The 23,238-nt window shown below is 60.3% G+C and carries 20 protein-coding genes; 2 read left to right on the top strand and 18 right to left on the bottom strand.

Features of this window, described 5'->3' with window-relative positions:
- Positions 1–17 precede the first annotated feature (17 nt).
- Together A6723_RS03815 and A6723_RS03810 are read right to left on the bottom strand one after the other, a co-directional pair.
- On the bottom strand, positions 18–1,214 hold the full coding sequence (locus A6723_RS03815) for a class I SAM-dependent rRNA methyltransferase (protein WP_054908069.1): 1,197 nt from the start codon (positions 1,212–1,214) through the stop codon (positions 18–20).
- 81 nt (positions 1,215–1,295) lie between these two features.
- A complete protein-coding gene (locus A6723_RS03810; RefSeq protein ID WP_054908068.1) occupies positions 1,296–1,835 on the bottom strand; it encodes a type 1 glutamine amidotransferase domain-containing protein in 540 nt (179 codons plus the stop codon).
- Between the two features lie 193 nt (positions 1,836–2,028).
- Here A6723_RS03810 and A6723_RS03805 point away from each other — a divergent pair, with 193 nt between their 5' ends.
- The gene (locus tag A6723_RS03805; protein WP_139092894.1) at positions 2,029–2,853 is read left to right on the top strand and encodes an HDOD domain-containing protein; all 825 of its coding nucleotides are present in this window, start codon (positions 2,029–2,031) and stop codon (positions 2,851–2,853) included.
- 169 nt (positions 2,854–3,022) lie between these two features.
- On the opposite strand, the gene A6723_RS03800 is transcribed toward A6723_RS03805, so the two are convergent.
- The 15 genes from A6723_RS03800 to A6723_RS03735 all read right to left on the bottom strand — a co-directional run bounded on the left by A6723_RS03800 (position 3,023) and on the right by A6723_RS03735 (position 21,027).
- Positions 3,023–4,921 carry a beta-ketoacyl synthase gene (locus A6723_RS03800; RefSeq protein ID WP_054908067.1) on the bottom strand — a complete coding sequence of 633 codons (1,899 nt, stop codon included), beginning with the start codon at positions 4,919–4,921 and terminating at the stop codon, positions 3,023–3,025.
- A gap of 266 nt (positions 4,922–5,187) precedes the next feature.
- Positions 5,188–6,120 carry a carbamate kinase gene (arcC, locus tag A6723_RS03795; RefSeq protein WP_054908066.1) on the bottom strand — a complete coding sequence of 311 codons (933 nt, stop codon included), beginning with the start codon at positions 6,118–6,120 and terminating at the stop codon, positions 5,188–5,190.
- Positions 6,121–6,192: 72 nt separating this feature from the next.
- On the bottom strand, positions 6,193–7,203 hold the full coding sequence (locus tag A6723_RS03790; protein WP_054908065.1) for an ornithine carbamoyltransferase: 1,011 nt from the start codon (positions 7,201–7,203) through the stop codon (positions 6,193–6,195).
- 126 nt (positions 7,204–7,329) lie between these two features.
- The gene (gene arcA / locus A6723_RS03785; RefSeq protein ID WP_045215707.1) at positions 7,330–8,586 is read right to left on the bottom strand and encodes an arginine deiminase; all 1,257 of its coding nucleotides are present in this window, start codon (positions 8,584–8,586) and stop codon (positions 7,330–7,332) included.
- A 16-nt stretch (positions 8,587–8,602) separates the two neighbouring features.
- Complete coding sequence (gene arcD / locus A6723_RS03780; RefSeq protein WP_054908064.1) at positions 8,603–10,054, bottom strand: arginine-ornithine antiporter; 1,452 nt, start codon at positions 10,052–10,054, stop codon at positions 8,603–8,605.
- A 673-nt stretch (positions 10,055–10,727) separates the two neighbouring features.
- Positions 10,728–11,147 (bottom strand): GtrA family protein, encoded by a 420-nt coding sequence (locus A6723_RS03775; RefSeq protein ID WP_054910741.1) that lies wholly within the window; start codon positions 11,145–11,147, stop codon positions 10,728–10,730.
- 74 nt (positions 11,148–11,221) lie between these two features.
- Positions 11,222–12,349, bottom strand: coding sequence for an NAD(P)/FAD-dependent oxidoreductase (locus A6723_RS03770; RefSeq protein WP_256235565.1), 1,128 nt, complete (start codon positions 12,347–12,349; stop codon positions 11,222–11,224).
- A 30-nt stretch (positions 12,350–12,379) separates the two neighbouring features.
- Positions 12,380–12,574, bottom strand: a complete 195-nt coding sequence (locus tag A6723_RS32330) for a hypothetical protein (protein ID WP_256235563.1) — start codon at positions 12,572–12,574, stop codon at positions 12,380–12,382.
- Positions 12,575–12,589: 15 nt separating this feature from the next.
- Positions 12,590–13,336, bottom strand: a complete 747-nt coding sequence (locus A6723_RS03765; protein ID WP_256235561.1) for an NAD(P)-dependent oxidoreductase — start codon at positions 13,334–13,336, stop codon at positions 12,590–12,592.
- Between the two features lie 17 nt (positions 13,337–13,353).
- Positions 13,354–14,028, bottom strand: a complete 675-nt coding sequence (locus A6723_RS03760) for a hypothetical protein (RefSeq protein ID WP_054910740.1) — start codon at positions 14,026–14,028, stop codon at positions 13,354–13,356.
- A gap of 203 nt (positions 14,029–14,231) precedes the next feature.
- Complete coding sequence (locus A6723_RS03755; RefSeq protein ID WP_054910739.1) at positions 14,232–14,972, bottom strand: SDR family oxidoreductase; 741 nt, start codon at positions 14,970–14,972, stop codon at positions 14,232–14,234.
- Positions 14,969–16,291 carry an FAD-binding oxidoreductase gene (locus tag A6723_RS03750; RefSeq protein ID WP_054910738.1) on the bottom strand — a complete coding sequence of 441 codons (1,323 nt, stop codon included), beginning with the start codon at positions 16,289–16,291 and terminating at the stop codon, positions 14,969–14,971. Before A6723_RS03750 ends, A6723_RS03755 begins: the two co-directional genes overlap by 4 nt.
- The gene (locus tag A6723_RS03745; protein ID WP_054910737.1) at positions 16,291–17,712 is read right to left on the bottom strand and encodes a UbiA family prenyltransferase; all 1,422 of its coding nucleotides are present in this window, start codon (positions 17,710–17,712) and stop codon (positions 16,291–16,293) included. Before A6723_RS03745 ends, A6723_RS03750 begins: the two co-directional genes overlap by 1 nt.
- Positions 17,713–17,842: 130 nt before the next feature.
- A complete protein-coding gene (locus tag A6723_RS03740) occupies positions 17,843–19,228 on the bottom strand; it encodes a sigma-54 dependent transcriptional regulator (RefSeq protein WP_054910736.1) in 1,386 nt (461 codons plus the stop codon).
- Positions 19,225–21,027 carry an ATP-binding protein gene (locus A6723_RS03735; RefSeq protein WP_054910735.1) on the bottom strand — a complete coding sequence of 601 codons (1,803 nt, stop codon included), beginning with the start codon at positions 21,025–21,027 and terminating at the stop codon, positions 19,225–19,227. The genes A6723_RS03740 and A6723_RS03735 overlap by 4 nt, the downstream gene beginning before the upstream one ends.
- Before the next feature lie 68 nt (positions 21,028–21,095).
- On the opposite strand from A6723_RS03735, the gene A6723_RS03730 reads away from it, so the two are divergent.
- Positions 21,096–22,157, top strand: coding sequence for a hypothetical protein (locus tag A6723_RS03730; protein WP_054910734.1), 1,062 nt, complete (start codon positions 21,096–21,098; stop codon positions 22,155–22,157).
- On the opposite strand, the gene A6723_RS03725 is transcribed toward A6723_RS03730, so the two are convergent.
- Positions 22,154–23,230, bottom strand: a complete 1,077-nt coding sequence (locus A6723_RS03725; RefSeq protein ID WP_054910733.1) for a glycosyltransferase family 1 protein — start codon at positions 23,228–23,230, stop codon at positions 22,154–22,156. The two genes, A6723_RS03730 and A6723_RS03725, sit on opposite strands and share 4 nt — an antisense overlap.
- Between the last annotated feature and the right edge of the window lie 8 nt (positions 23,231–23,238).

The following is a 23,238-nucleotide window of genomic DNA, read 5'->3' as shown; positions in this document are numbered from 1 at the left end:
TTTCGTGCTGTACCGTCTTAGCCGTTAGGCAGCAGGCGCACGGTCAGGCTCTTGATGTAGCGGGTTTCCGGGATCGCCAGGTGAACCGGATGGTCCGGGCCCTGGCCGCCGCGCTCGAGCAACTGGATGTTGCGGTCCAGGTGGCGGGCGCTACCCAGCAGGATGTTCTGCAGGTCGTCCTCGGGCAGGTGCATCGAGCAGGAGGCGCTGACCAGCACGCCGTCCTTGGACAGCAGGCGCATGGCCTGTTCGTTGAGGCGGCGGTAGGCGGCCTCGCCGTTCTTCAGGTCCTTCTTGCGCTTGATGAAGGCGGGCGGGTCGGCAACGATCACGTCGAAGCGCTCGTCGGCGGCCTTCAGCTCGCGCAGGGCGTCGAATACGTCACCTTCCACGCAGGCGACTTTCTCGGCCAGGCCGTTGAGGGTGGCGTTGCGTTCCACACCATCCAGGGCGAAGCCGGAGGCGTCGACGCACATCACTTCGCTGGCGCCGAAGGCGGCGGCCTGGATGCCCCAGCCGCCGATGTAGCTGAACAGATCGAGTACGCGCTTGCCCTGCACATAGGGCTGCAGGCGGGCGCGGTTCATGCGGTGGTCGTAGAACCAGCCGGTCTTCTGGCCAGCCAGAACCGGAGCTTCGAACTTCACGCCGTTCTCTTCCAGGCCGACCCATTCGGGGACTTCGCCGTAGGCGTTCTCGACGTAGCGCTCAAGGCCTTCGGCATCGCGGGCGCTGGAGTCGTTCTTCCACAGCACGGCGCTGGGCTTGAGCACCTGCAGCAGGGCGGCGAGTACGTCGTCGCGGTGCTTCTCCATGGTCGCCGAGGCGAGCTGGACTACCAGTACGTCGCCGAAACGGTCTACCACCAGGCCCGGCAGCAGGTCGGAGTCACCGTAGACGAGGCGGTAGAAGGGCTTGTCGAACAGGCGATCGCGCAGGCTCAGGGCGACGTTCAGGCGGTGAACCAGTAGCGATTTGTCGAGAACGTGCTTGGTATCGCGGGAAATCAGTCGGGCGCAGATGAGGTTGTTCGGGCTCATCGCGACGATGCCCAGCGGCTTGCCGTTGGCCATTTCGAGGATGGCCTGTTCGCCGGCGCCGAAGCCGTTCAGCGGGGTGGCGGCGACGTCCACCTCGTTGCTGTAGACCCACAGGTGGCCGGCGCGCAGGCGGCGCTCGGCGTTGGCTTTCAGACGCAGGCTGGGCAGGGTCATGGGGAAGGCTCCGGCAAAAGAGCGGGATTATAGCGCAGCAGCGTGCGCCGCCGGAGCCGGGCGCACGCGCTTTTGATCGGATCAGGCGGCGAGGATTTCGATCAGCTGCTTGTTGAAGGCGGGGATATCGTCGGGCTTGCGGCTGCTGATCAGATGCCCGTCCTTGACCACCTGGCGGTCTACCCAGTGGCCGCCGGCGTTGTTGATGTCGTCCTTGAGCGAGTTCCAGCTGGTCAGCGTCTTGCCCTTCACCAGGCCGGCGGAGACCAGCAACCAGGCGCCGTGGCAGATCACGGCGATGGGTTTGCCGGCCTCGCTGGCCTTCTGCACGATTTCCTGGGCCTTGGGCAGGTTGCGGATCTGGTCGGCGTTGATCACGCCGCCGGGTAGCAGCACCGCGTCATAGTCATCGATGCGGGCGGTCTCGAAGGTGCCGTCGACCTTGAAGTTGTCCGCCGGCTTGTCGTGGTTCCAGCCGCGCACCTTGTCGGTGCTGTCGGAGAGGATCTTCACCTTGGCGCCGGCCTCCTCTAGCGCCTCGCGCGGGCCGGTCAGTTCGACCTGTTCGAAACCATCGGTGACCAGGATGGCGACGGTCTTGCCTTTGAGTGTCTTGCTCATGGCGTGTCTCCCATTTCTTCCGCTTGGGTGTAAAGGTTCCGACACAGCAGCCGATGAAAGTTCAGTCTAAAACGGCAGTTCCAGAATGCGTTGCTCTGGGTAAACTGTGCGCCCCGTCAACTTTCCAGTCCGCGCCTTCATGTCCCAAGAACTCTCCGCCGAACAGATCCGTCAGGCCCTGCAGGGCATCAGCGTGCCGCCGCAGCCGCAGATCATGGTTGACCTGCAGATGGAGCAGTTCATGCCCAATCCGGACCTGAAGGCGATCGCCAAGCTGATCAGCCAGGACCCGGGGCTGTCCGGTGCGCTGCTGAAGCTGGTGAACTCGCCGTTCTTCGGCCTGGCCAATCGCATCACTTCGATCCAGCGTGCGGTGAACCTGCTGGGCAGCCGTTCGGTGATCAACCTGATCAACGCCCAGTCGATCAAGGGCGAGATGACCGACGACACCATCGTCACCCTTAATCGCTTCTGGGATACCGCGCAGGACGTGGCCATGAGCTGCCTGACCCTGGCCAAGCGCATTGGCTACGAGTCGGTGGACGAGGCATACGCGCTGGGGTTGTTCCACAACTGCGGCATCCCGCTGATGCTCAAGCGTTTCCCCAACTACATGGCGGTGCTGGAAGAGGCCTACGCCAGCGCCAGTGACGAACGCCGCGTGGTCGACACCGAGAACCGCGTACTGAACACCAATCATGCGGTGGTCGGCTACTTCACGGCACGCTCGTGGCGCCTGCCGGAACACGTCTGCGAGGCCATCGCCAACCACCACAACGCGCTGTCGATCTTCAGTGACGACAATTCCCGCGACACCCAGCTGAAGAACCTGTTGGCAATCCTCAAGATGGCCGAGCACATCTGTGGTTCCTACCGTGTGCTGGGCAACCAGACCGAGGACCACGAGTGGGAAAGCGTGCGCGCGCTGGTGCTGGATTACGTCGGGCTGACCGAGTACGACTTCGAGAACCTGAAGGGCAGCATTCTCGAGTTGGGCGTGGGGCAGGGGACGTACTGATCGGAGCCAGGTGTAGGAGCGAGCTTGCTCGCGAACGGGTTTTGCTGGTGACGACGGTGTTGTGCGGTTCGCGAGCAAGCTCGCTCCTACAGGCCTCGACCACACCGAGTGAATCGTCAGGCACAAAAAAGCCGGGCATCTGCCCGGCTTTTTCGTTCAACGTCGGCGATCAGTCGATCATGTCGCTGAAGCGCTCATCCTTCTTGTAGGCAATGGTCTGGCTGAAGCCGGGGACCTGGATGCCCTGATCGCTGATCTCGATGGCCTGTTCGTCGATCATGTCGTTGCCGAAGTTATAGATGATGTCGAAGCGGCCCTGGGTCGCGGCTTCATCGTACTGGCGGGCGACGGCGCGGGTGGCTTCGCGGCGCGCCTGGTAGTCGTTGAAGGCAGCATCGCCGTGGCGTTTGCGCAGCATCTTCTCGGTGACGGCCGGGGACAGCAGCACGCCGGTGGCGTTGTTGCCGCCGAAACCCTTGGAGTTGATGAAGCAGACTTCCAGGTCGTCGCGGCGCACATCGCTGCTGGACAGGGCGATGTGGTCCTTGAAGACGTCGTCGGCGAACTTGTCGACGGTCTTGATGCCGGGGATGACGCCGTAGCGGAAGGTGCCCAGCGCCGAGATCAGCTGGTCGGCGCTGGCGGTGGCCAGGGAGTGGCCGACGAAGGCTTTCACCGCGGTGATCGGCCAGTCGCTGATGCCGAAGGCGGTGGCGACGCGGTCGAGGATTTCCGACTCGGTCACGCGGTTGGCCGGGGTGCTGGAGCCGTGGGCGTGGACGAAGCTGTGCTGGCGCACGCTTTTCTCGCCCACGATCTGCGCGGCGGCGGCCACGGCCTTGGCCATGGTCAGGTAGTTGCCCGGGCCGGGGGCGGAGATGGACTTCTTGAAGCCGTCGGCGTTGATGAACACGTCCGGCACCGAACCGTGGATCTCGGCGCCCAGCTCCAGGGCCAGGGCGTCGTCCATCAGCACCACGTACTGCGCGGACTCGGCCAGGGAGAAGCCACAGTTGTCGCCGAACGGGCGGCTGGCGCGGCGGAAGTCGACATCGTCGCGGCCCTCGATCAGGCGCAGGCCTTCCTCGGTGGCCAGCGCACCCATGGCGGCGTAGCCCTCGATGATCTCCGAGGTGATCGGCGCCTCGGCGTTGCCGACGATGGCCACACGGGCCTGGCCGGTGGTGATGACGTCGATGCCTTTCTGCAGGTTATAGAGGAAGGTCGCGCAGGCGCCGGTCACGCTGCCAGTCATGCCGACGCTGCCGAGTACGTAGGCGTTGATGAAGTCGGTGGGCATGCTGTTGAAGCCCAGCGGCAACTGCTTGGCCGAAACGCGATGGCCGCGCAGGCGCGATTGCAGCAGGCCGCCGAAGCCGTTTTCGTCCAGCTGGCTCATGATGCTGCTGGAGAACACGGCGATCTCGTCGGGCTGCACCGCGTTGCAGATGGTCTGCCAGTCGATGCCGGTGGAGCGCACTGCGTCGGTGGCGGCGACCACGGACATCTGCAGGCCGCGCGGATGGAAGCGGGAGTTGTACAGCTCGCCCGGCTCGAAGCCGGTGGGCAACTGGCCGGCGGATTTCACCGGTAGCGCGCGGTAGCTGTCGACCTTGAATTCGCAACTGTCGTGCAGGGTGACGCGGACTTCGCTGCCTTCGGTCTCTTCCACCGACCAGTTGGCGGGCAGCGGCTCGGGCAGTTGCTTGCGCAGGGTGGTAAAGGTCAGCGGGGCGCCGGCGGCGTTGACGGTCAGGCTTTTGTGGCAATGCGCGGCGTCGACGTCGAGGTATTGCAACTCGATACGGCGGATCAGGGTGGACTGGCGAATCTGCTCGGCGAAGCGTTGTTCGATGGCGGCCAGATCGAGGGCGTTGCCGTCGGCATCCTGATACTGGCCGTCGACGACTTTCACCAGCTTCATCATCACCGCGAGGCCGGCGAGGGTTTCCTGGCGGGCGGCGGGCTCCATGGATTCGAGGACGGTGCGGCGGAACCCATGGTGGAAGGAACTGCGGCCTGCCGCGTTATATCCACCAAAACCAACGATGACCGGTAGTCGAGACATCTCTCGGAAACTCCTTCAGCAAGTGCATCTTGTGCGGCTGGGCGCCAGTTGCGCATGGAGGCGCGGCCCGGTGGCACAAAGCCAGGCGGTGGCTTCTAGTGATTCGAATGCTTTAGCTGACGAGGATGATGACTGCCGAGTCACGCTTGCGCCAGGAATTGTCGGAAGTAGGCGACGAGTTTCCGGGCAGATCGCGCAGGGTCCTTGAACGAAAACGGGAGCCATGAGGGCTCCCGGTTCGATGTTGCCTTTGCTGAGGACAGGTCTTAGCGGTACTCGATGCCAGCCTTTTTGGTGCTGACGCGGGTGCCGGATTCGCCTTTGGTGATGGCGACGATGTTTTCCAGCGAGCCGATCACTGCATCCTTGCCGGTGGCGCGGGCAAACTCGATGGCTGCCATGACCTTCGGACCCATGGAGCCGGCGGCGAAGCCGAGGCGTTCCAGTTCGTCCGGGTGAGCCTGGGCGATGCCTTTCTGAGTCGGTTTGCCCCAGTCGATGTAGGCAGCGTCCACGTCGGTGGCGATGATCAGGATGTCAGCCGACAGCTCCTGGGCCAGCAGTGAGGAGCACAGGTCCTTGTCGATCACGGCTTCGACGCCGGAAAGCTTCTTGCCGGATTCGTCGTACATGGTCGGGATGCCGCCACCGCCTGCACAGATGACGATGGTGCCTTTCTCCAGCAGCCACTTGACCGGGCGGATCTCGAAGATGCGCTTCGGACGGGGGCTGGCGACCACGCGGCGGAACTTGTCGCCGTCGGGGGCGATGCTCCAGCCTTTCTCCTTGGCCAGGGCTTCGGCTTCTTCCTTGGAATAGACCGGGCCGATGGGCTTGGTCGGGTTCTGGAAGGCCGGGTCTTTGGCGTCCACTTCGACCTGGGTGAGGATGGTGGCGAACGGTACTTCGAACGGCAGCAGGTTGCCCATTTCCTGTTCGATCATGTAGCCGATCATGCCTTCGGTTTCAGCGCCGAGGACGTCCAGCGGATAGGGTGCAACCTTGTCGTAGGCGGCGCCCTGCAGGGCCAGGAGGCCGACCTGCGGGCCGTTGCCGTGGGCGATTACCAGCTCGTTGCCGGGAGCGACCTTGGAAATCTGTTCGGCGGCGATCCGAACGTTCAAGCGTTGATTGTCAGCAGTCATGGGCTCGCCACGACGCAGCAGGGCATTACCGCCCAATGCGACGACGATACGCATATTCAGTACCTCCGAAAGAGTGGAAACGCGCCCGGGGCCGGCGCTTGGGCGCGGCCCCGGGGCGGCCCGGCATTACATGTCGGCGAGGGTCGATACGAGGATTGCCTTGATGGTGTGCATGCGGTTTTCCGCTTGCTCGAAGGCAATGTTGTACGGGGATTCGAAGACGTCTTCGGTCACTTCGATGCCGTTCTTCAGGTTCGGGTACTTGGCGGCGATTTCCTTGCCGACCTTGGTTTCGCTGTTGTGGAAGGCGGGCAGGCAGTGCATGAACTTCACGCGCGGGTTGCCGGCAGCTTTCATCATGTCCATGTTGACCTGGTACGGCAGCAGCTCGGTGATGCGTTCGCCCCAGGCTTCCACCGGCTCACCCATGGAGACCCAGACGTCGGTGTGGATGAAGTCCACGCCTTTGACTGCCACTTTCGGGTCTTCGGTGATGGTGATTTTCGCACCGCTTTCTTCCGCGAATTTCTTGCAGGCGGCAACGTGCTCGTCGGTCGGCCACAGTTCTTTCGGGGCGGCGATGCGCACGTCCATGCCGAGCTTGGCGCCGATCAGCAGCAGGGAGTTACCCATGTTGTTGCGGGCGTCGCCCAGGTAGGCGTAGCTGATGTCGTGCAGCGGCTTGTCGCTGTGCTCACGCATGGTCAGCACATCGGCCAGCATCTGGGTCGGGTGGTACTCGTCGGTGAGGCCGTTGAACACCGGTACGCCGGCGTACTTGGCGAGTTCCTCGACGATTTCCTGCTTGAAGCCACGGTATTCGATGGCGTCGTACATGCGGCCCAGTACGCGGGCGGTGTCCTTCATCGACTCCTTGTGGCCGATCTGCGAGGAGTTCGGGTCGATGTAGGTGACGTTGGCACCCTGGTCATAGGCGGCGACTTCGAAGGCGCAACGGGTGCGGGTCGAGGTTTTCTCGAAGATCAGCGCAATGTTGTTGCCTTTCAGGTGCTGTTGCTCGGTACCGGTGTACTTGGCGCGTTTCAGGTCGCGGGACAGGTCGAGCAGATAGCGCAACTCGCGAGTGCTGTGGTGCATCAGGCTGAGCAGGTTGCGGTTGTGCATATTGAAAGCCATGTTCGTTCTCCTTGTGGGATGGAAAGCTAGGCCTCGTCAGTACAGCTCGTGGCTGGCGGGGCAGGCGGCCCCGGCTAGGGCCGCCTTTTTCAGATCAATGCGCTCTGTGAGTGATAGTCGGGCGAATCAATAGTCGATCGGGTCGCGGATGATCGGGCAGGTCATGCAGTGACCGCCGCCACGGCCCCGGCCCAGTTCGCCGGCGCTGATGGTGATGACTTCCACACCGGCCTTGCGCAGCAGGGTGTTGGTGTAGGTGTTGCGGTCATAACCGACCACCACGCCCGGCTCCAGGCAGACCACGTTGTTGCCGTCGTCCCACTGCTCGCGCTCGGCAGCGAAGCTGTTGCCGCCGGTTTCGACGACGCGCAGTTTTTTCAGGCCCAGGCTCTCGGCGACGACGGTCATGAAGTCCTTGTCTTCGCGCTGGACGTTGATGCCGTAGGGGCTCTTCTCGTCCGGACGCAGGGTGAAGGCAACGATCTCTTTCACCACTTCCGGGAAGACGGTGACCAGGTCGCGGTCGCAGAAGGTGAAGACGGTGTCCAGGTGCATCGCGGCGCGGGACTTGGGCAGGCCGGCAACGATGACTTTCTCCGCTGCGCCCTTGGCGAACAGTGCCTGGGCAACCTGGCCGATGGCTTGGCGGGAAGAGCGCTCACCCATACCGATCAGGACGACACCGTTGCCGATGGGCATGACGTCGCCGCCTTCGAGGGTGGACATGCCGTGGTCCTTGTCCGGATCGCCGTACCAGACTTCGAATTCGGCGTTGGTGAATTCCGGGTGGAACTTGTAGATCGCGGTTGTCAGCAGGGTTTCCTGACGTCGCGCCGGCCAGTACATCGGGTTCAGGGTCACACCGCCGTAGATCCAGCAGGTGGTGTCACGGGTGAACTGGGTGTTGGGCAGCGGCGGCAGCAGGAAGCTGGAGTGGCCGAGGTAGTCGCGGTACATCTTCAGCGCCTTGGCGCCTTCGCTTTCCGGGATGTCATCGGAGGCCACGCCACCGATGAGGAATTCCGCCAGTTTGCGAGGCTCCAGGCTTTCCAGCCAGCCGCGCAGTTCCTGGGTCAGGCCGACGCCAACGCTGTCGTTGGTGATCTTGCGATCGAGGATCCACTTGAGGGCTTCGGGATTCTGGACGGTCTCGGTCAGCAGGTTGTGCATTTCGAGGACGTCGATGCCACGCTCGCGCATCTTGGTGACGAAATCGAAGTGGTCACGCTTCGCCTGGTTCACCCAGATAACGTCGTCGAACAGCAACTCGTCGCAGTTGCTCGGGGTCAGGCGTTGGTGGGCGAGTCCGGGCGAGCAGACCATCACTTTGCGTAGTTTGCCAGCTTCAGAATGGACGCCAAGTTTGGTTTTTTCCGTGCTCATGAGATGTCTCCAGGAGTTACAGAGTGAGGAAGCCGTCGTAGAGGCCGTACGCCGCGATCAGGGCGCCGATGACAACGCCAGCGAAGATCAGCTTCTCGATATTGGTGAAGATGGGTTGGCCCACTTCACGTTTCGCCTTTGCGAAGAGGATTACCCCCGGCGCATACAGCAGCGCCGACAGCAGCAGGTACTTCAGGCCACCGGCGTAGATCAGCCAGATGGCGTAGATGACCGAGATACCGGCGATGATCAGGTCTTTGGTGCGGTCGGCCGAGTCGGTCTCGTAGGTCTCGCCTTTGACCGCCAGCAGCAGGCCGTAGGCCGCGGACCAGAAGTAAGGGATGAGGATCATCGAGGTGGCCAGCAGCAGCATCTTGGTGTACGGGTCCATGCCACCATCGGCGCTGCCGGAGGTGAAGAACACGATGACCAGGAAGACCTGCACGCAGATGTTGGTCAGCCACAGGGCGTTGGCCGGCACCTGGTTGGCGTTCTCCTTGCGGAGGAACTCCGGCATGGTGTGGTCCTTGGCGGCGGCGAACATGATCTCGGCGCACAGCAGTACCCAGGAGAGCAGGGCACCCAGCAGGGAGATCAGCAGGCCGACGCTGATCAGGACCGCGCCCCAGTGACCGACCACGTGCTCCAGCACCAGCGCCATCGACGGGTTCTGCAGCTTGGCCAGTTCCGGTTGGGTCATCACGCCCATGGACAGCACGTTCACCAGTACCAGCAGCAGCAGGACGGTGATGAAGCCGATCACGGTGGCTTTACCGACGTCCGAGCGTTTTTCCGCACGGGAGGAGAAGATGCTCGCGCCTTCGATACCGATGAACACCCAGACGGTGACCAGCATCATGTTGCGCACCTGGTTCATCACGCTGCCCAGGTCAGGATTGCTCTTGCCCCAGATGTCCGCGGTGAAGATGTCCAGCTTGAAGGCGAACAGGCAGATCAGGATGAACAGGAACAGCGGGACGATCTTCGCCACCGTGGTGATGGTGTTGATGAACGCCGCTTCCTTGATCCCGCGCAGCACCAGGAAGTGCAGGGCCCACAAGAGGATCGACGCGCAGACGATCGCCGCGACGGTGTCGCCCTTGCCGAAGACCGGGAAGAAGTAGCCCAGGGTGCTGAACAGCAGAAGGAAGTAACCGACGTTGCCGAGCCAGGCGCTGATCCAGTAACCCCAGGCCGAGGAGAAGCCCATGTAGTCACCGAAACCGGCCTTGGCGTAGGCGTACACACCGCCGTCAAGTTGGGGTTTGCGGTTGGCCAGAGTCTGGAAGACGAAGGCCAGGGTCAGCATGCCGACCGCGGTGATGGCCCAGCCGATGAGGATGGCGCCGACGTCTGCACTGGCCGCCATGTTTTGCGGAAGGGAGAAAATGCCCCCGCCGATCATGGATCCTACGACCAGGGCTGTCAGCGCGCCGAGTCGTAGTTTTTGGCTGCTTTCTTGCGACATTTAAGAATCTCCCTATAGGAAGTTGGAGAGTGACGCTATTAGGCGCCTGTCCCTGGGGGTCGCCCCTGATTCAGGTCAATAGCTTGCTATCCAATGTATCGGGCAGTACTTCCTGCTCTGCCCACCCCGGATAAACCATAGGAGAGGTTTTGCATTAGTGCCCGATTTAGAGGGGATTTCGTGAAGATTTGAGCGCGCTTTCATGACCGCAGAATGGCAGTCAAATGCAGAGGGCCAAGCGGAATGCGCCGTAGCTCTTGATTCCTAAGCGGCAGGCGTGCGTAGGACCGTTATGTAGGAAAGTCCTGAACGATGAAGAGGGGGGAGGAAATTGGCCGGGGCAGGATCACTGCACCCGGCGATGCGCCTTGCGAATAGAAGGCGCGAGATGGCAAGAAGCCCGAAGGACACCACTGGGTTCGTGGCCCGGTGGGGCGACGTGACAGGCACGCCGCGAGATGCGATGCACAAGGCAATCGCACCGAGGTCGCAGAGCAAGGTGTGTGCCAGGGCGGAAGGCTACGTCAGAGCGCTCTGCAGCGCTGTTCGCTCTTGGTCGCAGAGGGTGCTATAGGCGGATTCTTGCTCAGGCGTCGGTGTCGTCGGCGGAAATTCCGCCACTGCCGGGAGAGGGCACCGCATCCGCGTTAGGCGTGGATGCAGTGTGCAGCGCTTATCTTTCCTGTGTCTTGGGACCGGCAAAGGTGAAGAACTTGTAAAGCAGGAAAGTACCGAACGCAGGAACCGCCAGCGAGAGCGCGTGAGCCAGGCCATCGGCGATGGCTTCCAGGCCCATCTGGCAAAGCATGTAGCGGAAGCCCAGGGCGGATACCCAGACCACGGGCATGAAGGCCACGTTGATCAGCAGAAACTCCCTGGCCTGCGCGGCGATCGGCCGGGGCGAGCCCGGAAACACGAAGCGACGATTGAGCAGGAATGCTGCGCTGATCCCCACCAGATAGGCCAGCAGCACCGACAGCGAGTAGTTCAGCTCCTGGCTGGGAGCGTAGCGCGTACACCAGTTGGCCAGGGTGGCCGTCACGCCGACGCCAATGAAAGTCAGGAACTGTCGGGTAAGAAAGTGCCTGATCATTTGGCGGCGGCCTGGATCGCCATCTTGCGGCCGAAATCGATGCTCTCGGAGATCCCACGATCTTCCGGGTAGTATTAGGAGGTATCGGCGGCCCACAGGCCTTCAACGGGAAGCTCACCCGGCGGCAGGTGCTCCAGGTAACCAGGGTCGCAGATAGGCTGGGCGTAGCGGTAACGGCTGGCGCGCAGTTCGAGGAAGTCGGAGTCGGCCAGCTGCGGGTTGATCTTCTGCAGGTAGCGTTTCACTTTGTCCAGGAAGGCCTGGTCCGGTTCCTGGAATTTCGGATGCTCGCCGGGCATGTAGAAGGGTACATAGACGATGTGCTCATCCAGCGGACGCAGGTTGCTGTACTCCACAAGTCCCGGGATATCCATATCGGGATCGTTGGTGTTGAGCCAGAAGTTCTCAGTGACGGCCTTGTGCAGCTTGGCGATGACGCAGACCACGGCGATGTTGTTCGCCGAGCCGAAGGCCTTGAGGGTAGCCTCGGGCAAGTCCGGCATCAGGCGTGGAACATAGGGCATCGGGAGGGTGCTGATCACCTTGTCGAAGGCGTGTTGTTCGCCAGCAGCCTCGACACCGTGAATATTGCCGTCTTCCATCAGCACCTTGCTGACCGGCGTAGCCAGGCGGAATTCTCCGCCGTTTTTCTGGATGTAGTCCCGCAGGCCGTGCAACAGCGTTTCGGAGCCGCCTTCCAGATAACCCAGCTTCTCCTTGAACAGGCTGTAGCGCGAGCGCCCGATGCGGCGAATACGGCTCCAGATCCAGGCTGCCGAGAGGTTGCTGGTGTAATCGTAGAACTTGTAGTCGAACAGGCGGCGCCATAGCACTTCGTAGGCTTCCGCCCCGACCAAGCGCTTGGTCCGGCCCGTGGCCTCGACGTGGTCCAGCGGCTTCCAGTTATTGCGCTTGGTCGACAGGAACGCATGCAGGCCGTAGCGGAACTTGGCGAGGAAGCTCAGGCCGGAGAACTTCAGCAGCGCGATCGGGTTCCCCCACGGCTGCACCTTGTCCTGGTACCAGTAGCCCATCTTGGTTTCGACCCAGTTCATGCGGTCAGACAGGCCTAGCTCATCCAGCACCTGGAGGAAGGCATGATCGGAGATGCAATGGAAGTGGTAGTAGCGCTCGATGGAAAGGCCGCCAAAGTCGAAATGCGCGGTCATGCCGTCGGCACGGTCGTCAGCCTCGAAGATCACCGAGCACGGCGATGCGTTGATTGTCCTTCATCAGAAATCCACTACGACCTTGCTGTAGGTAGGGTGCTTGAACGTTTCTTCCACGGCCTTTGCGAATGGCGTCGGCTTCACCTTGAAGATGCCGGGCCAGTCGATCACCTGGAATTCGTCGCGGGCCACCAGGGCCTTGAGTTGATCAGCAGTGAAGGGCGGGTTCTTGTCGAACAGTGCCCAGATCTTCAGCAATACGTAGAAGAGCCCTTAGGGAATCTTCAGCAGCATGCACTTGGCATCAGTGGTGTTGCGTATCGTGCGGATGATATCGATGTAGTCGACTTCTTCCAGCCCGGTGATGTTGTAAACCTGGCCGGCGATGCGTGACTCGATGCAGCTGACGATGATGCTGCTGAAGTCGCCGGCATACAGCGGCTGGCGCATGAGACGGCCATCTCCGAGGATCGGGAATAACGGAACCTTCTGCATGAAACGCGACAGCCAGCCCAGGTGCTTGCAGTCGAACCAGCCGAACATCAGGGTCGGGCGCAGCACCACGCAGTTGATCCCGCTTTCCACGACGATGCGCTCCTGCTCCTTCTTGGTGTTGGTGTAGTGGTCGTCGGCGACCGACTCCACCACCGAGGAACTGATGTGGACGGTATAGGGAATTTCGTAGCGCTGGATCAGCTCGAGGATGCGCTCGGTCGAGGTGATGTTGTTGCGCACGAATGGCTCTGGATTCGGATCGCCGATCTGGGCCTGCAGCATGACGACGGTATCGGCACCCTCGAAGTGCTTTTCCCAATCGCCGGGCGCGGCAAGGTCGGCGTACTCGATGGTCAGCTCCGGGTGGAGGCTGCGCAGGATATCGAGGTTTGCGCGGTGCTTGTCGAGGATGACCAGGTTGGTGTAACCGCGCTCCTTGAGCTGGTCGACCAGATTCTGGCCGACCAGGCCGGCTCCACCGGGGATGAGGATCTTTTTCTGCATGGCTTGCTGCGTTTCATTCATGAAAATCGAAACCTGAATCAGTGGGCTGTCTGGGGCTCGGCCAAGCTATCGAGGCAGTTCGCTTGAATTCGATTCAGCCTGATACTCCCTGGCGCTTCAGAAAGATCAATGCGCAGGCTGTTATCGCTACGAGACTTTCTGAAAGCCAGCTGTGCCTTTACCGGGCCTGCGGGGTAGGCGCGACGGAAGGAGCTTTCCTCCGTGAACTGAAAGTCTTGTCCCCAATAAACCTGTATATCGCCGGCCTGCGATCTAGTGGTCTCGACGACGACGCCCACATAGCGAATGCCGATGCATTGTGGCAGCTCGAAGCTGATCTGATTATCCGACTCGGTCGCCTCTAGCTCGTGGATATCTTGTCGACGCTGCAGCCCGGTAAGCCGTACATGATTAATGTCGATTTCGTAGGGGGTTGCGGCGGCGACAGGTCGACCGGAGCGTCCTTCCCAGCCAGGGAAAATCTGCACTCTAGGGGCGACTGGAATCAGAATGTCTGGAGCCTTCTCGGAGAAGCGGGCAAAAGCCTTCCATTGAAACTCTCCACGATCTACCGCGCTGAACAGCAAGAAAGCTGTTGCAGCCAGCGGGAGGAGAATGATGACGGCCAGATAAGGCCTACGGGGCTGGCTGATAAAAATGACGAAGAAGCTCAGAGCGTACGGAATAATGAAATAACGAACGCCATCGCCCAATGGGCTGAGTATCTGCGGTGCCCCGAGTGCGACACTCAGGCCTGCCGTGAGGCATAGCCCGGCGAGAGCGCTCAGGCTGAGGATTGTAATGCGCTACTCCGTCGTTGCTTTGAGGTGCTTTTTAACGATCGTCAGTATCGCGCCGAGCCAGAAGAGTACGGCAATTATCTTCGGAGAGGTGGCGGCCTATGCTATTTTTTGCACTACAGGGACAATCTTTTAAATATTGCATTGGGGATGTTCTTGATGATGAACATGATGCCGATCCAGAAGGTAGGGGTATAAATACAGTCCTTCTTCTTTCCTATCGCGCGGACGATATCGCCTCCCACCTGTTCCGGTGTTGCCACCAGCGCCTTGGGCAGCGGCAGTCCTTGGGTCATAGGGGTATCGACAAAGCCCGGCTTTATTGTCAGCACATGTACACCTACCTTGAACATACGCGCCCGCAGGCCTTCACAGAAGGTGCTGACGGCAGCCTTGGCAGTGCCATACAGGTAGTTCGAGGGACGACCGCGGTCGCCAGCTACCGAAGAAATCACGGCCAGTGTTCCGGTGTGCTGCTCTTCCATGCGATTAGCCAGTCGGGTCAACAGCGCTATCACGCTCAGGCCATTGCTGGAAAACTCCCGCAGAGCGACTTCCACGTCTCGCTGGCAGGCTGCCTGGTCCGGCAGAGTGCCATGTGCAATCAGGCATACGTCAACGCGGCCCAGATTGGCAAAAGCTTCCGCTAGCATGCCTTCGTGAGCGGGCAGATCGTTCAGATCCAAGGCGCAGGTCTGCACCTGACTGGCCCCGCGCGCGCGCAAATCGGCGGCCACCTGATCCAGTTTTTCGACGTTGCGAGCCACCAGGAAAAAGCAGGCTGGCTCCAGTGCCCATTGGCGCGCGCAAGCGACGGCGATGGCAGAGTTGGCGCCAATGATCAGGATGTTCTTCATGCTTGGGTCACGCGTGTCCAGAAGTGTGAGAGAAAAGCCGGGTCGCGAAGGGCCTCTACCTGTTGCCAGGCCGGATAGAACGCGCGGAAGTCATCGCCAGCCATGTGTGCGTCCTTGGCTGGATACAGGCGCCCTCCGGCTTGGCGGACGAGTTGGTCGAGGCGACGGAACAGGACTCGGTCGAGATCCGGATGCTGGGGAAAGTCCAGGGCCAGGGAGACTCCGGGCATGGGGAATGACATCAGGCCCGGAGAGGTCACTGCACCGCAGCGCTTCATCACGGCTAGGAAGGAGCCGCGCCCGCTGGCGGCGATGCTGGAAAGTATTTCGCGCATCGCGGGCTCGGCTACATCCTCGGGAATGACGCATTGATACTGCTGGAAGCCTCGACGCCCGTAGATCCGATTCCAGTGCAGGATGCTGTCCAGAGGATAGAAGAATGGGTCGTAGCTGCCTCTGGAACCATGGCGCCCTGGCTTGTGGAGATGGAAATAGGCGTTGTTGAACAGATGGAGGCTCAGGCTGTTCATGAGGGTGACAGGGGGCGTGACAGGGACGCTCAAGCGAGCTCGTCCATCAAACTGCAATTGGCCCTCGGGGGCGTGGTTGCCGACGGAGAATACTCCCCGTCCAGCGGAGTTTCCGCGCGCCAGGCAGTCGATCCAGGCGACGGTGTACTCGTGGGTGCGATCAAACTCCTCGGAGAGCGAGAAGAACTCACCAAGGGAGTCGAATCGCACGTTTACGCTGTCTATCTGGGTCGATGCAATCGGCATCAACTGCAATTCTGCCCAGACAATCACCCCGCTAAGCCCCAGGCCGCCGATAGTGGCTCGAAACAGCTCGGTGTTTTCCTGTGCAGAGCAGACCAATGCTTCCTTCTGGTCGGAGCGCAGCAGGGACAGACGTTGTATGTGGCGGCCAAAGGTGCCGCGCACGTGATGATTCTTGCCGTGCACGTCATTCGCAATGGCGCCGCCAAGGGTGACGAACTTGGTGCCCGGCGTGACCGGTAGAAACCAGCCTCGAGGAACAGCGACGGCGAGAATCTCGGCCAAAGTGATACCCGCTTCGGCCAGGATGACTCCGTTTTCCCAGTCGGCGGATATCAGTCGGTCTAGTTGTCGGGTTTGCAGCAACTCTCCACTGGAGGCCAGGCAACTGTCGCCGTAGCTGCGGCCATTTCCATAGGGCAAGGTGCCCAATGGGTGTTTCGCCAGTCGGTTCAGAAGCGAAGGCAGTTCGCTTTGCCAGGAGCACGGGTGCCGTTGTTGGGGGAGGTACGGATAGCGCCCCCAGGAAGCGAGCTCACGGGACATCAGGCAGCAACCCAGAAAATCAAGGCGAAGCACGCACCAATTACCAGGCTGGCGCGATCCTTGATTGCAAATACCACGGGGTCGTCATGCATCATGCCGCGGTGGGTCAGCATCCAGACGCGTGTTATCCAGAACAGCAGCAATGGGCAGGCGAGCCATATCAATTGCGGGAAATGGTACATAGCGGCCGTGTTGGTGTCCTGGATATAGAGAGCAAGGACCATGACTGACAGGTACCCCGATGCAGCCCCCAGAGAGGAGATCATTTCCAGGTCATCGGGGTAGTAGCCACGTCCCCGCGTCTTCTGACTCTTGCCTTTCATCCTTGCCTCGCGAAGCTCGGCATAGCGCTTTACCAGGGCCAGGCTGAGGAAGATGAACATCGAAAAGGCCAGCATCCAGAAAGTCAGCTTCACCTCAAAGGCGAAGGTGCCGGCGATGATGCGCGAGGTGTAGAGCATCGCCAGGACGATGACGTCTACCGCCATTCTGCGCTTGAGCCAGAAGGAGTAGGCCAGGGTCAATAGGTAGTAAGCGGCCAGTGCCAAGCCGAATTTCCATGGCAGCAATAATGCTGAACCCAGGAATCCGATAAGTAGCAGGGTCGGAAAGGCGAGCAGCCCGCTCTGGATCGAGAGAGCTCCGCTGGCAAATGGACGGCAGCGTTTTGTGGCGTGGTGGCGATCATCTTCCAGATCGAGCAGGTCGTTCAGGATGTACACACTGGATGCGCAGAGGCCAAAGAACAGGAATGCCAGCAGGCCATTGAACAGCAGTTGAGGCTCAAGCAGGCGGTGGCTAGCCAGCAATGGCACGAAAATCAACGCATTCTTTGCCCACTGGTGAAGACGCAGGGCTTTTAGCCAGGCCCGGGCAATCTGGCTCTCCCGCTTGATTTCGATTTCTACATTGCCATGGTCGTGAGCAAGGCGACTGATCTTGCCGTTGGAGTTAACCACATAGGCGCGCCGCGCAGCCTGCCATACCGGCAGGTCATCCGACGAGTTGCCGGCATAATCGAAGCCCTGCATGCCGAACTCTGCGACCAGTGCGTCGCGCTTGCGTTCGGCAGACAGATTGGTGCCTTCGTCTGTAGCCATTACCTGGTCGAATATGCCCAAGTGATCGGCAATCCGCTGTGCATAGCTGCGATGGCTCGCCGTCGCGAGAATGATCCGTCGGCCGTTCTGCTTTTCCTTGCGAATCAACTCGAGCACGTCCTCGTTGTACGGTAGTACGGACACGTCGAGCGGCGCCATATGGGCCAGGCGGCATTTGAGGTTCGCTTTCCCTTGAGCCAGCCAGCGCACTGGTGCCAGAGCTTTCAGAGGATGGAGCTTTAGAAAGCTGAGGCCCGATTCAAGCAGTAGGTCGCTGTGGATGAGGGTGCCATCAAGATCGATGACCAGGGGGGCTGACACTTACTGCTACCTCAACAAGTCCATATGCAAAAGAGACGAAAGCCCCTAGAGATGTAAGACATTTCAGAACTTGCGGATAGTAACGTCTGAAGCCATGCAGCAAAAGCCGTATTCAGATGCTCTGCCGTTTTCAGGCTTCGCGGTCGTCGTTGTCGCTTGAGTTAAGCAGCAGCCCATGCTTGCGTAGCTTGTCGTGCAAGGTTTTGCGCGGCAGCCCGAGCGCCTCGGCCAGGCTGCGAAGGGAATTGTGCGGGCGGCCCATCTCCGACGCGATCAGCGATCGTTCAAACGCCTCTACCTGCTCGCTTAGGCCCCGCCCCGGATTCAGTAGTGAGTCTCCAGCGACATCGGGTTCAAGGCCCAGATCCAGCCCGAGGGCATAGCGCTCGGCGGCGTTTTGAAGCTCTCGGACATTACCTGGCCAGCTGTATGCAAGCAGTTGCGCGCGTTGTGCCGACTCTATCGGGCGGGCGCGTAGGCCGTGGCGTTCTGCGCCGCGTTCAGCGAAGTACTGGAATAGCAGCAAGATGTCCTCTCCGCGCTCGCGGAGCGGTGGAATACGTAAGCTGGCCACGTTCAGGCGATAGTAGAGGTCTGCGCGGAAACGGCCCTCCTCGGATGCCAGGCGCAGGTCTTCCTTGGTTGCCGCGATGATGCGGATATCCAGTGGGATGAGTTGGTTGGAGCCTAGGCGCTCGACAGTACGCTCCTGTAGCAGTCGCAGTAGCTTCACCTGAACGTCAAGGCTCATGCTCTCGATTTCGTCGAGGAACAGGGTGCCGCCGTTGGCGAACTCGAACTTGCCGATGCGGCGCTTCTGCGCGCCGGTAAAGGCTCCCTGCTCGTGGCCAAACAATTCGCTTTCGACGACCGACTCGGCAAGTGCTCCGGCGTTGATGGCAACGAATGGACCGCTGCGGCGGCTCGACAGGTCATGAAGGGCCCGGGCGACTACTTCCTTGCCGGAGCCGGTTTCACCGAGGATCAGTACATCTGCGTGTATCGCTGCGAGCGACGAGACTTGCTGTTGCAGACGTTGCATCGGCGCGGACTGGCCGACCAGTCGGCCACGCACCTCCTTCTGCTCGCTCAACGCCAGGCGCAGGCTGCGGTTCTCCAGCACCAGTCGGCGAACGTCAAGTGCGCGGCGCACGCTATCGAGTAGCGCATCGCTGGGGAATGGTTTTTCCAGGAAGTCGTAGGCGCCTGAGCGCATGGACTTCACGGCAAGAGGAACATCCCCATGGCCGGTGATCAGGATGACCGGTAGTTCGGAGTCCTGTGCATGCAGTTGTTCCAGCAACTGCAAACCATCGATTCCCGGCATGCGGATGTCACTGACGATCACCCCAGGCCAGTCCCGTGATTGCTGTGGGGCGATCTGCCGCGCGTCGCTCAGGGCTACCACCTTGAAGCCGGCTAGGTCGAGAGTCTGGCAGAGAGCCTTGCGCAGGTGCGGATCGTCATCGACCAGCAGTACCTGGGTAGTGGAGTCGAACGGCTCGGCCGAGCTCATGCGCGGGTTTCCTCTTGCGGCGTCAGGGTCACACCGGGAATGCCCGGCAACAGGTGCAATTGTACGAGAGCACCGCCCTCGGGGTGATTCCCCAATTCAAGATGCCCGCCCAGCGTGCGCAGCAGGGTGTCGCAGATGGCCAGTCCCAGGCCCAGGCCTTTAGCGCTGGTCTTGGTAGTGAAGAAGGGCTCTCTCGCATGGGTCAGGGCTTCTTCGGAGAATCCTGGGCCGTTGTCGTGCAGGGATAGGATAATGCGCTCGGGCGTCTGCTCGGCGGTTAGCCAGATACGCCTGGGCAATCCCTTCTCGGCCAGGGCGTCGAGGGCGTTGGAAATAAGATTGGAGAGAATTTGCCGCAGTCGCGTCTCGCCTGCCTGTACCCAGATTGCGGCGTCGGGAAGATCCCTCAGCAGCTCGACGTTCATCGCTTGACGACGCTGTGCAACTAGCGCCAGTACGTCATTGATTGCGGGTTGCAGCGCCACGCTCTCGCGTGCTCGTCGGGCACCGCGAGCGTAGGCCTTTAGATGGCCAATAATCGAGGCCATGCGTCCGGTCAGCTCGCCAATCTGTTCGAGATTGCCACGGGCGTCGTCGAAGCGCTGGTGATCGAGCAGCACGCGAGCGTTGTCCGCATAACTGCGGATAGCCGCCAGAGGCTGGTTAAGCTCGTGGCTGATGCTGGCAGACATGGTCCCCAAGGCGGTGAGTTTTCCAGCCTGCACCACTTCATCCTGAGCGTGCATCAGTTCGCGTTGCGCCTGTTCGCGGCTTCTGACCTCTTCCTGCAGGCGCGTGTTGGCGCCCTCCAACTCTTGCGTGCGCTCTTGTACGCGTAGCTCCAGTTCATGCTTGGCGTGGGCTTCCAGGGCAATGCGCTCCAGGTAGTGGCGACGGCTGATGGTCAGCAACGACAGAAGCAGCAAGAGTGCTATCAGTGTTGCCGCCCCGATCAGCAAGACGCTGCGTACCGGCGCGTCAATCTGGGTGCGCGGGGTATAGATGCTGACCGTCCAGCCGGTCTCTGGTAGGTGGCGGCTCTGGCTGACCCAGCGGCGTTGGTCGATCTTGAGCGGTAGTGGATCAAGCACCGGATAAGGAATATTTTCCGCGATCTCGCGCTGTTTGGCGGGTGACAAGGGGCGACTGGTTCGGAAGCGCCAGGCGCTATTGGAGGACAGGATGACGACTCCGTTGCTGTCGGATACCAGAAGCTGTTCTGGAGTGTTGCCCCACAGTTGCTCCATGTGCTCGAGGTCTAGCTTGACCACCAGGACACCCAGTAATTGAGTGCCTTCGCGCACCTCGCTGGCAAAGTAATAGCCGCGTCGGTTCGATGTCGTGCCCAGGCCGAAGAAGCGGGCGGGTCTCCCTTGAAGGGCTTCCTTGAAATAGGGCCGAAAGGAAAAGTTACGGCCGACAAAGCTGTCGGACTGATTCCAATTCGACGCAACTTGCGTGAGTCCATCGGGACGCATCAGGTAAATGACGTCAGCACCAGTGCGTTGACGAATCCTTGCTAATTCTAGATTTGCTGCTTCCATTGCCGAGGCGCTGACAGGCTCCTTCAATGCGCTATGCAGGGTCGGTAGCTCACCAAGGATCGGTGGCAAGTCTTCATAGCGGCGTAAGGTTCCTAGGAGGTTGGCGACGTAGAGGTCAAGCGTCTGCTGGTTCTGTTCGGCAAGGCGGCCACTGTAGTAACGTTCCGCAAAGTGGCGTAGCGGCCAAAAACTGACCACCAGTACGGCTCCGATTGCCAGCCAAGTGCGCACATGCAATGGGGATTTAGTCTTCATTCACCACTCGAGCGTTCGAAACGATTGCACCCTCAGGCGAGGCGCGACGTTATCCAGGAGGACGAAGTTTGGATCGCAAGCAAAGAATCACCAAGCACTTGTTGCAGTCTGGCCGTGGAGTGGAGATCGGCCCCTGGTTCAACCCGATCGTGCCAAAGCGTGAGGGATATAGCACTCTGGTCCTGGATGTCTTCGAGTACGACGAGTTGCGCCGAAGGGCCCAGTCCGACCCGAACGTCCCTCGCGATAAGATCCAGGACATTGAGCCTGTCGACTTGCTGGGAAGCTCTTCCGAGCTCCATCAACTGGTTGAGAGTGCGGGACTGGCCGGGCAGTTGGATTTCATTGTGTCGTCGCACAATGTAGAGCACATACCCGATCTCATTCGATTTCTGCAGGGATGCTCCAAGGCATTGAATGAATCGGGCGTGCTGAGCATGGCTGTGCCGGACAAGCGTGGCTGCTTCGATTTTTTCCGACCCAACACATCGCTTGGAGATGTGCTGGAGGCTTATCGCCAGGAGCGAAAGAAGCCTTCAGTCGGGCAGATGTTCGAGCATGAATCGCTCTACGCCAGGCAATACTTGAATGGTAGCCCGACCTCAGGTTTCAACGTTGGAGTGGACCCGGCCAGTATCCGGCCCAGCGGCGATCTAGCGCAAGGTTACGAGACGTGGTTGGCGCGTGTTGAGAAGATGCCTGACCAGTATTTTGATGTGCATTGCTGGGTCTTCGCGCCCGCTTCTTTCGAACGCTTGCTACGCGAACTCAGATTCCTCGGTTTGATTGAGTTGGATTTGATAGAGACCGAAAGCGGGCCTGGTGAGTTCTATGTTCATTTGCGCCGGGCCAGTGGGCCGTGCACGATAACTGCCGACCAGTTTGCAGCAATCCGACTGGATCTATTGAGACGCGAGCAGGATGAGGCGTGCATCACTGCATTGCGCTACAAATCGGCCCAGGAAGGGAATGAAGAAGATAAGGGAGAGGTTCAGCGCCTCTCCCGGGAGTGCGCGCGCTTGAGAGATTTGGTGGAAGAGTACCGTCTCTCAAGCAGTTGGCGTATCACCGCCCCATTGCGAACGTTGGCCCTGCGGAGCCGGCAAATGCTATCGCGGCTCCATGGCTAGGCTGCTTTCGATTGCTGGCGAATCGTATTTACCGCATCGAGGAAGCGATGGGCTTGAGTGGCCAACGTCCGTTGTGCCCTGACATCGATTTGTGCTTGCAGTGCGAGAGCTTCCCTCATTCCCGCGTCGGTGGCCATGCGCCGCAGATTGTTCAGCCAGCTTTCATTGTCATTGGCTGACAGCAGCCCGTTAACTTCATGTTGTACTGTTCCGTTGTACGCTTTTACGTCCGAGTAGATGCCTGGAATGCCGAGAATGGAGTAGTCAAGGAACTTGATATCCGATTTCGAGTCGGAGAATTTGGATTGCAGCAGCGGCGCTATGCCGAAATTCCAATCAAGATTGTTCGCCATCCAACTGCAGAATTGGTCGTAACCCACGCATTCAACAGGAACGTACTTTATGGATACCGGCGTGTTCTTGAATATGTTCCCAATCGCGCGCTCATCGCCAATCCCGACAATTTCGAACTCGATAGAGTGATTCAATTCGCATATGAGCGATTTGATGGGGTTGGCGATGTAGGCCAAGTCTTCCAGGTGAGTGAAAGTCCCCATATAGCCAAACTTCAGGCGTGCTGAGGCCGGGTCGATTTGGCGAGCAACAGGGAAGAGTTGCTCGTCCAAAGTGTTGGGCACGATTTGTACCTGCGAATTCAACGGTCTCAGTGTTTCGGCCAGTGGTTGAGTCGATACGATAATGCCATCTGCTTCGCGGGCTAGTAATCGCAGGTGATTGCGCTGGTCCGCGCTGGGCCAGTTGCGGTCGCCAATTCGGAGATGAACGTGCAGCAAGTCATCATCGGATTCATAGATGACGCAGGTGCCCTGCGACTTCAGCGCACGAATACAGCTCAGCAAAGAGAGCGTATCCATGCGATGTATCCAAAGACGCTCGATGATTACGACATCTGGGCGGAAGTTCGGAAGCTCCGTGCTGTAAGTCAGCTCGACCGCCTTGGCTAGATTGGGATGAGAGAAGGGCCTGAGCAGGCGAATCAGGCTGCAGCCGTGCGGCTTTCCATCATCAGAGCTTTCGAACAGAACGTGTATTTTAAGTGGGTTCGTAGGCATCTCAGACT

The sequence above is a fragment of the Pseudomonas sp. AU11447 genome (assembly GCF_001672555.2).
In the GTDB taxonomy this organism is placed as follows: Bacteria; Pseudomonadota; Gammaproteobacteria; order Pseudomonadales; family Pseudomonadaceae; genus Pseudomonas; species Pseudomonas nitroreducens.
This window is presented reverse-complemented; position numbering and strand designations above follow the sequence as displayed.